10 protein-coding genes, 1 tRNA gene and 2 rRNA genes are annotated in these 10,718 nt (G+C 45.8%); 1 reads left to right on the forward strand and 12 read right to left on the reverse strand.

Translation table 11 applies throughout. The annotated features are described in order from the left end of the window. Positions 1 to 15: 15 nt before the first annotated feature. The 9 genes from NSQ49_RS12535 to NSQ49_RS12575 all read right to left on the reverse strand — a co-directional run bounded on the left by NSQ49_RS12535 (position 16) and on the right by NSQ49_RS12575 (position 6,353). Positions 16 to 279: a GIY-YIG nuclease family protein gene (locus NSQ49_RS12535; RefSeq protein ID WP_251284675.1), complete on the reverse strand. Its 264-nt coding sequence runs from the start codon at positions 277 to 279 to the stop codon at positions 16 to 18. After that, positions 269 to 1,009 (reverse strand): tRNA1(Val) (adenine(37)-N6)-methyltransferase, encoded by a 741-nt coding sequence (locus NSQ49_RS12540; RefSeq protein ID WP_159869936.1) that lies wholly within the window; start codon positions 1,007 to 1,009, stop codon positions 269 to 271. The genes NSQ49_RS12535 and NSQ49_RS12540 overlap by 11 nt, the downstream gene beginning before the upstream one ends. A 72-nt stretch (positions 1,010 to 1,081) precedes the next feature. After that, a complete protein-coding gene (gene yabA, locus NSQ49_RS12545) occupies positions 1,082 to 1,456 on the reverse strand; it encodes a DNA replication initiation control protein YabA (protein WP_159869933.1) in 375 nt (124 codons plus the stop codon). A gap of 12 nt (positions 1,457 to 1,468) precedes the next feature. After that, positions 1,469 to 2,296, reverse strand: coding sequence for a PSP1 domain-containing protein (locus NSQ49_RS12550; protein ID WP_035332950.1), 828 nt, complete (start codon positions 2,294 to 2,296; stop codon positions 1,469 to 1,471). Then, positions 2,289 to 3,296, reverse strand: a complete 1,008-nt coding sequence (holB, locus tag NSQ49_RS12555; protein ID WP_159869930.1) for a DNA polymerase III subunit delta' — start codon at positions 3,294 to 3,296, stop codon at positions 2,289 to 2,291. Before holB ends, NSQ49_RS12550 begins: the two co-directional genes overlap by 8 nt. A 13-nt stretch (positions 3,297 to 3,309) precedes the next feature. Further along, positions 3,310 to 3,750, reverse strand: a complete 441-nt coding sequence (locus NSQ49_RS12560; protein WP_159869927.1) for a YaaR family protein — start codon at positions 3,748 to 3,750, stop codon at positions 3,310 to 3,312. 35 nt (positions 3,751 to 3,785) lie between these two features. Then, positions 3,786 to 4,115 (reverse strand): cyclic-di-AMP receptor, encoded by a 330-nt coding sequence (locus NSQ49_RS12565; protein WP_159869924.1) that lies wholly within the window; start codon positions 4,113 to 4,115, stop codon positions 3,786 to 3,788. 153 nt (positions 4,116 to 4,268) lie between these two features. Further along, positions 4,269 to 4,895, reverse strand: coding sequence for a dTMP kinase (tmk, locus tag NSQ49_RS12570; RefSeq protein WP_159869921.1), 627 nt, complete (start codon positions 4,893 to 4,895; stop codon positions 4,269 to 4,271). A gap of 21 nt (positions 4,896 to 4,916) precedes the next feature. Then, on the reverse strand, positions 4,917 to 6,353 hold the full coding sequence (locus tag NSQ49_RS12575; protein WP_251284676.1) for an aminotransferase class I/II-fold pyridoxal phosphate-dependent enzyme: 1,437 nt from the start codon (positions 6,351 to 6,353) through the stop codon (positions 4,917 to 4,919). A 258-nt stretch (positions 6,354 to 6,611) separates the two neighbouring features. Here NSQ49_RS12575 and NSQ49_RS12580 point away from each other — a divergent pair, with 258 nt between their 5' ends. Continuing rightward, entirely contained in the window at positions 6,612 to 6,815 is a 204-nt protein-coding gene (locus NSQ49_RS12580; RefSeq protein ID WP_159869916.1) for a sigma factor G inhibitor Gin, read from the forward strand. A gap of 470 nt (positions 6,816 to 7,285) precedes the next feature. Here NSQ49_RS12580 and rrf read toward each other — a convergent pair. From rrf to NSQ49_RS12595, 3 genes are all read right to left on the reverse strand, one after another. Further along, a 5S ribosomal RNA gene (gene rrf, locus NSQ49_RS12585) occupies positions 7,286 to 7,402 on the reverse strand. Between the two features lie 138 nt (positions 7,403 to 7,540). Next, positions 7,541 to 10,476, reverse strand: a 23S ribosomal RNA gene (locus tag NSQ49_RS12590). A gap of 159 nt (positions 10,477 to 10,635) precedes the next feature. Then, positions 10,636 to 10,711 (reverse strand) — tRNA-Ala (locus NSQ49_RS12595). Positions 10,712 to 10,718 lie beyond the last annotated feature (7 nt).

Consider the following 10,718-nt stretch of genomic DNA (forward strand, 5'->3'; position numbering starts at 1 on the left):
ACAGTTTTCAAATGATTAAATTGAATTATTGTGCTGCTTTAAAAACTCGTCCTTCTTTTTGCGGGACCATTGCTTGAATTCATATTCCGCCCTCATCGCTTCGCTCTTATCTGAAAAAGAACGGGAGAAGACCAGCTCAACCGGTCCTCTTCCTCTGGTATACTTGGCCCCTTTTCCTTCATTATGGGCCTTCACCCGTTTTTCAAGATCATTGGTATAGCCGGCATATAAGCTGCCATCACGGCAATGGAGAACGTAAAAAAAATGGCTATTCTCCATATAAAATCTCTCTCATTTCAGGTGTGTATTCATTTTCTTCATTATATACATATAAAGGAGGCAGGATTTTCAAATCCGGATTGCCGTTTTTGACTCCCTCAATCAGCAGGGTATTCGCTTCTTTTCCAGCCTTCGGGTAGACAAATTGCACCCTTTTTGGCTCAAGCTTATATTTCCGCATGAGCGTGACAATGTCCAGGAGCCTGCCAGGCCTGTGCACAAATGCCACCTTGCCTCCCTGTCTCGCAAGCCCGCTTGACGCTTTCACCGCATCTTCAAGTGTACAGAGAATTTCATGGCGGGCAATGGCCAAATGCTCATTCTCATTGATTTCTTCCTTAGAAGGAGTGGGGAAATATGGCGGGTTGCAGGTCACAACATCGTATTTTCCATAACCTAATACCTGATGGATCTCTTTAATATCCCCATGAATCATCTTAATCCGGTCTTGAAGCTTATTGTATGCAATGCTTCTGACTGCCATATCATGCAGACGCACCTGAATTTCGACGCCTGTAATAGCCCCTTTTGTTCTTGTGCTTAAGAAAAGCGGAATCACGCCATTTCCGCTGCACAAATCAATGAGATTGCCTTTTTGGATCGGCACATACACAAACCGGGCCAGCAGGACAGCATCCAGTGAAAAAGAAAAAACGGCCGGGCTTTGAATGATCCTCATATCTTCAGCCAGCAAGTAGTCCAGCCGCTCCCCTTCTTTTAAAAAATCCATTCTTGATCCTCCATGCTTCTTTTCTTTGTTTTTATGGAAAAATAGCCTTCCTATCATAGGAAGGCTAAAAGGTTACTTCTTATTAAGGAAAGACAGGCAAAACAGACAATCGCCCTCTTTACGCGGGCTTCCGAAATGGAGATTGCAAATGTGAAAGCCTTCCTGATAGAGGCGGGCCAGGTTATCATAGCCTTCGCCTATATCAATTACTTTATCATCATCTGCAGCATCGGCCGACTGCTCTGATTTGCCTTTTTTCACCGATTTGCTTTCCTTTTCCGCAGGTATGTCTAAATGACGTCTTAAATGTTCATTTTCCAGCTTCAAAGAGTTATTCTCTTCAAGTATTTCTGCCAAATGCTGCTTTAACTCACCAAGCTGCTGATATAACTCTCCAATTTGGGTTTCCATATTACTCACTGAGTCAAAGATTTCTTTTTTATCCACGGCTTCCACCTCTTAATCTGTGGACTGAACTGATACAGCACCTTGTTTTAAAATTTCATCCAGTGTATATTCGAGGACGCGCTCGGCTTCTTTTACATCAACCTGCAGCACACGCTCCAATATATTTAAGCCTACCACTTTTCCGGCTCCATCCGGAGTCTGAATCCATTCTCCAAGATCCGGAAGCATTTCTTTCGCTGCTTCATACTCATCATTTTCATATTTCAGGCAGCACATTAAGCGGCCGCATAAACCCGAGATTTTCGTTGGGTTCAGCGATAGATTCTGATCCTTTGCCATCTTAATGGATACAGGATCAAAATCACCCAGGAAGGTGGAACAGCATAGCATTCTTCCGCATGGGCCAATTCCGCCCAGCATCTTTGCTTCATCCCTCACACCAATCTGGCGAAGTTCAATCCTGGTACGGAAGATGGCAGCAAGATCTTTGACAAGCTCGCGGAAGTCCACCCTGCCATCAGCCGTAAAGTAGAAAATGACCTTATTTCGGTCAAATGTATATTCAACATCGACCAGCTTCATATCAAGCTGATGTGTTTGTACCTTTTCACAGCATACCTCGTATGCTTCCTTGGCGGCCTGCTTGTTCTCCTCAACAATCATGCGATCCTTTTGATCTGCAATACGAAGAACCTTTTTTAATGGAAGGACAACATCATGCTCATCGACCTGCTTCGGGGCAATTACCACTTTTCCGTATTCAACGCCTCGGACAGTTTCGACAATGACAAAGTCATCCTTTTGTATTGAGAGATCTCCGGGATCAAAATAATAAATCTTGCCCGCTTTTTTAAAGCGCACTCCTACTACATCATACAAAGGAAGATCCCTCCTGCAATTTTAGCACAAGCTGTTCCATCAACAGCTGCGGATTCATATTTGCCTGCAATTTTCTTTTTGCTTCCAAAACAGCCGTCATCTGTTCCGTCAGGCGCTTAGCTGAAGATTGCAGCGCAAACTGCTCTAAACGATTTCGTTCGTTCAGATGGACAACTTGGTCTTGTTTTCCAAGCTGAATATATAGTAAATCTTTAAAAATAAGAAGTAATAGATCCAAGCCGCGATCAATCTGCTCTTTTTCTTTAAAGTGCAAGAACCAATCCTCCTGCAGGGCAACCATGGCCTCAAGCGGATTTTTTCTTACCACTTCATATAATTTTAACACTATTTTTTGTGCTTGTACAAACCAATCATCAGAACTATATTGCAAAGCTTCATCCAAATTATTGGTAATTTGTGCAAGTAATGGTGCCTGGGCAGGGTCCACTCCATTATTTTTTAATTGCTGGATCATTTCAGCAGGAGATAATGGTTTAAAAGAAATGGCCTGGCAGCGGGATAGAATAGTAGGAAGGATCTGCTGTGACTGCTCGGTAATTAGCACAGCGGTCGTCTCTGAATGGGGTTCCTCCAGAAATTTAAGCAGACTGTTGGCAGCGTTCACTGTCATTTTGTCAGCATGAACAATCACATAAAGTTTCCGCTTGGATTCGACCCCGGTCTTTGAAAACTCTTCCTGAAGGCTTTGAATCTGATTTTTTTTGATAGAAAGCCCATCCGGCTCCAGAATATGAACATCCGGATGATTTCCGCTGTTTATCCTTTTGCAGTTTGAACATGTTTCACATGGAACATACCCTTCAAGCGGCTCATGGCAGAATCGGCTTTTGGCCAAAAGCATGCTAGCTTCCCGCTTTCCTGTGCCTTTCATTCCTTCAAATAAGTAGGCGTGGGCCAGCCGATCCTTCACTATGCTATTTTTAAACATTTTTAATACAACTGGCTGTACGGCCTCCAGCTGTTCCCACGATTTTCCCACAAGTATCACTCACTTACATATATAAATTTATTAGAAGTCCCTTTATCTCTCCGACTTTCCCTAATATATCAATAGTAGATTCTTCTTTTTTCATTAATTCATCTGTCAGCTCCGAAAGTTTTTCATCAACCGTTTCCACCACTTTCAGAGACCGTCCCTGTCCATGCTGATTCCAGCTGTGAGATTGCTTCATCTCCATTCCAAAATCAACAGCTTCTTTTACAAATCGCTTCACAAGTGTTTTAAATTTAGCTAAATCCTTAAAGGTTCTGGAGCGGGCAAGCCGTTCTCCTGCAGCATCTATATCCTTTAACAGACCTTGAAGCTGGGAAGCCTGCATCTTCCGGTCCTGCTTCTGCACCATTTCAGAAAATTTAACGCCGTTGCCGTCCGACTGCTTCTGCTCATTGCGAAAATTTTCCATCTTGAGCCGAAGTTCCTGATTAATTTTCATACCTGTTCCTCCGCAAAGGGCTCTCTTTGTATTAATTAAAAATGATGAAATTGCTCAACTGGCAGAACAAACACTGTCGCACCGCCAACTTCTACTTCCACAGGGTATGGCACATAAGAATCCGCGTTGCCGCCCATCGGCGAAACCGGTGCGACCAGCTGGTCCCTTGCTCTGCAATTTTCCTTAATAACCTGCAGGGCTCTCTCCACGCGAATATCCTCTGTCCCAATCATGAACGTCGTATTCCCTGATTTCAAGAATCCGCCTGTACTGGCCAATTTCGTTGCACGAAAATTATTATCAACCAGCGCATTCATTAGCTTATTGCTGTCCTGATCCTGAATAACTGCGAGAATTAATTTCATAAGTCCATCCCCTTTACAAAGTTTTTTTCCGTATTGTCTTACTTTTATTATATCAATTATTTTATCTTCAAGCAGAAATTAAGGGAATACAGGAAAAATAATTTTAAAGTCTGTAAAAAAACCTTAAAGATATCAAATCTTTAAGGCCCATTTTTATATTCGTTCTTTCAGTTTGCTCTCTGCCTGCTGATACACTTCCTCCAGTGGCTTTGAGGCATCAATCTTAAAAATGCGCTCTGGGTAAAGCTCCATCAGCTTCAGATAGCCCTCTCGCACTTTATGGTGAAACTCGAGCTTTTCCAGGTCCAGGCGGTTCACTTCCCGTCCTTTATGCTGGTTGATCCTTTCCAGCCCGGCTTCAGGTTCAATATCAAAATACAGTGTCAGTTCAGGCATCATGCCTTCAATCGCAAAGCTGTTGATAGAATAGACCTCTTCAATGCCAAGGCCTCTTGCATAGCCCTGATAGGCAAGAGAGCTATCAACAAACCGGTCACATAGTATAATGTATCCCTTATCCAGTGCCGGCTTTACTTTCTCAGCCAGATGCTGCCTTCTGGCTGCCGCATACAGAAGAGCCTCTGTTCTCGGGTCCATCTTTGTATTTTTTTTATCGAGAATTACACTTCGGATCTGCTCAGCTATCTCAATTCCGCCAGGCTCTCTTGTCTGTAGAACCTGATAGCCTTCCTCTGCCAAATTGCTTGCCAGCATATCAATAATTGTTGTTTTCCCGGCACCCTCAGGTCCCTCGACTGTAATAAATTTCCCTTTTTTCATTTTTACTTCCTCCAGCTGCTTTTATAGATCCTGATAAATGTTAATACTGCCTTTTTTTAGATTGTTCCCATTTTGAAACCGGGCTCCGGCCTGAACTTGAAATTTGATGTTTGCGATATCCTCACCCTCAATGATTTCACCCGGATATAAGAGCGGAATGCCCGGCGGATACGGAATTACCTGCTGTGCACATATTTTCCCGGCCGCCTCTTCCAGTGCCACCGTTTTAATGGTGTGCTGGCTCTGTTCCTTTTGCTCAAGGGCAAGGCCGGAAACAGACTTTTTGCTGAAAGTGATTTTTTCCTGGCGGACTGCCGGTCCGAATGACTTCAAGTCCTCTTTCAAACATTCAATAACCCGTTCAAATGGATAATCCATATCGTTCTTTAGGAGAGGTAAAACAAACAGGACATTATGGGGATCCGCCATTTCCGTAAAAATCCCTCTCTTCTCCAGAAGAGTCTGCAGTTCAAATCCGCTGAGTGAGATTTCCGATTGGATGGTTACCTTTAAAGGGTCACCGTTGTATTGATCGTATGGCAGTACCTTAATGCCTTTAATCCTGTTTAAATTCCTCCTGAAACGCCCGACCTTTTCAAGCAGCGCCTCCTCATCCTTTTTCGTAAATGAAGATAGATACGCTCTTGCCAAATCAAGAGAAGCCATAATCGGATAGGAAGGGCTGCTTGATTGAAGTATCTCCAGATATTTGGATACCTTTTCTTCCTTAATAAAACGGCTATTAAAATGAAGATAAGCCCCCATCGTCATAGCAGGCAGCGTTTTATGTGCTGATTGTACAGCGAGATCTGCCTGAAGCTGAACAGCCGAATTGGGAAAATGGGCTCCGCCTATGAAATGTGCCCCATGTGCCTCATCCACCAGCACTGGAATGCGATAATTATGGGCACACTGAATAATGCTTTCAAGATCATTGATCATTCCATAATAATTCGGATAGGTTAAGATGATTGCTTTTGCATCGGGATATTGCCTGATCGCCTCTTTAACCGTTTCTAAAGCCACTCCCCCGGCGACACCCCACTCGGCATTATACTCAGGTGCCAAAAAGACCGGCTTTGCCTTAGCCAGAGTAATGCCATTTAAGATGGACTTATGGCAGTTCCGCTGGACTAGCACCGTCTCATTTTCCCCTGCAGCTGACAGAACCATGGCAAGATTCCCGGCAGTCGATCCGTTCACAAGAAAAAAGCTTTTTGAAACCCCATACAGGCCGGCAAGCAGCTCTTGTGCCTCGAGGATGACTCCTTCAGGAGAATGCAGATCATCCAGGCCGCTTAGTTCCGTTGCATCGAGCTTTAAAATCTGGTTAAAATAGTCTGTTCCCGCACCGTCTGCAAGATAACCGTTTTTATGGCCCGGCACATGAAAAGATAGCGGCTGGCGGGAAGCATATTTTCGTAATTGGTCCCATAATGGGGTATTTTCCTGGCTCATACTTTTCATCACTTTCCTATAATTCTTCTCTTATTTTAACAAAACCAGTATATAACTGCTACATAAGGGCGATCTCTGCGCCAGTCCCAGAAGAATCAGGCAAAATTTAAAAGAAATCCTTTATAGACATACACCCAAATTAGATTTCCATCATACAATATTAATCAAGTAACCTCAGAAAAACCCGCCAATGAATATTCGAAAAATTGTATACAATACAACTAATCTGGGCAGAATAAGGGTATGGAGGTGGAGTGATTGGGTTCGCTATTAGCAAAGAAACAGGCAGGAGAAGAATGTGTCATATGCGAGCAGGCTAAAACCAGGGGAATACATCTATACACTTCTTTTATCTGCACAGATTGTGAAAATGATTTAATTGCCACGGATACAAGTCATCCAAAATATAATTATTATTTAAAGAAACTGCGGAAAATAACGATGCCGGAGATATTTTCTTGAAATGTAAGCCCTTTGATAGGGGCTTTTTATTTTGGGTCCGCAGCTGGCGCTGAGGTTTTGGTTTGGCATGCTTCGGTAGAATCTGGGCGGCTTATACCTGTCTTGGCGGTTTATCTCGCATGTTTTGAATGTTATTTAACAGGTTATGGGTTTTATCTAACATGACTGTAAATTTATCTAACAGGTTTTTCGATTTATCTAGCATACTTTGGATTTTATCTAACATTTAGCACTAGTTATCTTTAGAGAGAAAAGCTTTGAATTTTAAAACAGACGCGGAAATAAGGAGTAGCACATATATTTTGGTTCTTGCACATTTATGTCTGAAAGCGACACATAAAATGAAAAAGCAGCACATATGCGGGCAAAGTGACACATATAGGTGTAATTCCTTTTAAATTAAAGCACAAATTTATTCTTCTGACCTTCATACACACAAAAAAGAGCACCCATCAGGTGCTCTTTCATTTGCCCGGCAGCGTCCTACTCTCACAGGGGGACAGCCCCCAACTACCATCGGCGCTGAGAAGCTTAACTTCCGTGTTCGGTATGGGAACGGGTGTGACCTTCTCGCTATCGCCACCGGACTATTTGGTTGAAGAAACTTCGTTCCCTCAAAACTAGATAATGTATGAAGAAGCATTTTGCCGAGTATTCACCAATGACTTGTCTAGCTTCGGCTCCTAACTTCTCTCGAAGTTGAACAGTCGCCTCCGCTTTTCATTTTGGTTAAGTCCTCGATCGATTAGTATCAGTCAGCTCCACATGTCGCCACGCTTCCACCTCTGACCTATCAACCTGATCATCTTTCAGGGATCTTACTAGCTTGACGCTATGGGAAATCTCATCTCGAGGGGGGCTTCATGCTTAGATGCTTTCAGCACTTATCCCTTCCGCACATAGCTACCCAGCGATGCCTTTGGCAAGACAACTGGTACACCAGCGGTGCGTCCATCCCGGTCCTCTCGTACTAAGGACAGCTCCTCTCAAATTTCCTGCGCCCACGACGGATAGGGACCGAACTGTCTCACGACGTTCTGAACCCAGCTCGCGTACCGCTTTAATGGGCGAACAGCCCAACCCTTGGGACCGACTACAGCCCCAGGATGCGATGAGCCGACATCGAGGTGCCAAACCTCCCCGTCGATGTGGACTCTTGGGGGAGATAAGCCTGTTATCCCCGGGGTAGCTTTTATCCGTTGAGCGATGGCCCTTCCATGCGGAACCACCGGATCACTAAGCCCGACTTTCGTCCCTGCTCGACTTGTAGGTCTCGCAGTCAAGCTCCCTTGTGCCTTTACACTCTGCGAATGATTTCCAACCATTCTGAGGGAACCTTTGGGCGCCTCCGTTACTTTTTAGGAGGCGACCGCCCCAGTCAAACTGCCCACCTGACACTGTCTCCCGCCCCGATAAGGGGCGCGGGTTAGAATTTCAATACAGCCAGGGTAGTATCCCACCGACGCCTCCACCGAAGCTGGCGCTCCGGCTTCTCAGGCTCCTACCTATCCTGTACAAGCTGTACCAAAATTCAATATCAGGCTACAGTAAAGCTCCACGGGGTCTTTCCGTCCTGTCGCGGGTAACCTGCATCTTCACAGGTACTATAATTTCACCGAGTCTCTCGTTGAGACAGTGCCCAGATCGTTACGCCTTTCGTGCGGGTCGGAACTTACCCGACAAGGAATTTCGCTACCTTAGGACCGTTATAGTTACGGCCGCCGTTTACTGGGGCTTCGATTCAAAGCTTCGCTTGCGCTAACCTCTCCTCTTAACCTTCCAGCACCGGGCAGGCGTCAGCCCCTATACTTCGCCTTGCGGCTTCGCAGAGACCTGTGTTTTTGCTAAACAGTCGCCTGGGCCTATTCACTGCGGCTCATCAGGGCTATTCACCCTAATGAGCACCCCTTCTCCCGAAGTTACGGGGTCATTTTGCCGAGTTCCTTAACGAGAGTTCTCTCGCTCACCTTAGGATTCTCTCCTCGCCTACCTGTGTCGGTTTGCGGTACGGGCACCTTTTCCCTCGCTAGAGGCTTTTCTTGGCAGTGTGGAATCAGGAACTTCGGTACTAAATTTCCCTCGCCGTCACAGCTCAGCCTATGTGGTAACGGGATTTGCCTCGTTACCGGCCTAACTGCTTGGACGCGCTAATCCAGCAGCGCGCTTACCCTATCCTCCTGCGTCCCCCCATTGCTCAAACGGTAAAGAGGTGGTACAGGAATATCAACCTGTTGTCCATCGCCTACGCTTTTCAGCCTCGGCTTAGGTCCCGACTAACCCTGAGCGGACGAGCCTTCCTCAGGAAACCTTAGGCATTCGGTGGATGGGATTCTCACCCATCTTTCGCTACTCATACCGGCATTCTCACTTCTAAGCGCTCCACCAGTCCTTGCGGTCTGGCTTCAACGCCCTTAGAACGCTCTCCTACCACTGACATCGAAAGATGTCAATCCACAGCTTCGGTGATACGTTTAGCCCCGGTACATTTTCGGCGCGGAGTCACTCGACCAGTGAGCTATTACGCACTCTTTAAATGGTGGCTGCTTCTAAGCCAACATCCTGGTTGTCTAAGCAACTCCACATCCTTTTCCACTTAACGTATACTTTGGGACCTTAGCTGGTGGTCTGGGCTGTTTCCCTCTTGACTACGGATCTTATCACTCGCAGTCTGACTCCCATGGATAAGTCTTTGGCATTCGGAGTTTGTCTGAATTCGGTAACCCGATGGGGGCCCCTAGTCCAAACAGTGCTCTACCTCCAAGACTCTTACTACATGAGGCTAGCCCTAAAGCTATTTCGGAGAGAACCAGCTATCTCCAAGTTCGATTGGAATTTCTCCGCTACCCACACCTCATCCCCGCACTTTTCAACGTGCGTGGGTTCGGGCCTCCATCCAGTGTTACCTGGACTTCACCCTGGACATGGGTAGATCACCTGGTTTCGGGTCTACGACCACATACTCATTCGCCCTATTCAGACTCGCTTTCGCTGCGGCTCCGTCTTCTCAACTTAACCTCGCATGTAATCGTAACTCGCCGGTTCATTCTACAAAAGGCACGCTATCACCCATTAACGGGCTCTAACTACTTGTAGGCACACGGTTTCAGGATCTCTTTCACTCCCCTTCCGGGGTGCTTTTCACCTTTCCCTCACGGTACTGGTTCACTATCGGTCACTAGGGAGTATTTAGCCTTGGGAGATGGTCCTCCCTGCTTCCGACGGGATTTCTCGTGTCCCGCCGTACTCAGGATCCACTCTGGAGGGAACGAAGTTTCAACTACAGGGCTTTTACCTTCTCTGGCCGGCCTTTCCAGACCTGTTCATTTACCTCGTTCCTTTGTAACTCCGTATAGAGTGTCCTACAACCCCAGGAGGCAAGCCTCCTGGTTTGGGCTAATCCCGTTTCGCTCGCCGCTACTCAGGGAATCGCGTTTGCTTTCTCTTCCTCCGGGTACTTAGATGTTTCAGTTCCCCGGGTCTGCCTTCTATACCCTATGTATTCAGGTAAAGATCCTATCCCATTACGGATAGGGGGTTTCCCCATTCGGAAATCTCCGGATCAAAGCTTACTTACAGCTCCCCGAAGCATATCGGTGTTAGTACCGTCCTTCATCGGCTCCTAGTGCCAAGGCATTCACCGTGCGCCCTTTCTAACTTAACCGTATTTGACAGGTTCATCGAAGATGAACAAGATCAAAGGTTTTTAACTCTATTTAACATAGAGAGAATTGACTAAAATGGCGATTACTCGGTTATTGCTTCTTCATAATCATTATCTAGTTTTCAAGGAACAAAAAATAACGAATGGAATCGTTATGGTTGGTGGAGCCTAGCGGGATCGAACCGCTGACCTCCTGCGTGCAAAGCAGGCGCTCTCCCAGCTGAGCTAAGGCCCCATTATAT

It is taken from the genome of Cytobacillus sp. FSL R5-0377, from assembly GCF_038004385.1.
In the GTDB taxonomy this organism is placed as follows: Bacteria; Bacillota; Bacilli; order Bacillales; family Cytobacillaceae; genus Cytobacillus.

Coding starts and splice junctions, on each gene's coding strand:
- NSQ49_RS12535 (WP_251284675.1), bottom strand. CDS start 279: ATGGAGAATAGCCATTTTTTTTACGTTCTCCATTGCCGTGATGGCAGC.
- NSQ49_RS12540 (WP_159869936.1), bottom strand. CDS start 1,009: ATGGATTTTTTAAAAGAAGGGGAGCGGCTGGACTACTTGCTGGCTGAA.
- NSQ49_RS12560 (WP_159869927.1), bottom strand. CDS start 3,750: ATGAAAATTAATCAGGAACTTCGGCTCAAGATGGAAAATTTTCGCAAT.
- NSQ49_RS12565 (WP_159869924.1), bottom strand. CDS start 4,115: ATGAAATTAATTCTCGCAGTTATTCAGGATCAGGACAGCAATAAGCTA.
- tmk (WP_159869921.1), bottom strand. CDS start 4,895: ATGAAAAAAGGGAAATTTATTACAGTCGAGGGACCTGAGGGTGCCGGG.
- NSQ49_RS12575 (WP_251284676.1), bottom strand. CDS start 6,353: ATGAGCCAGGAAAATACCCCATTATGGGACCAATTACGAAAATATGCT.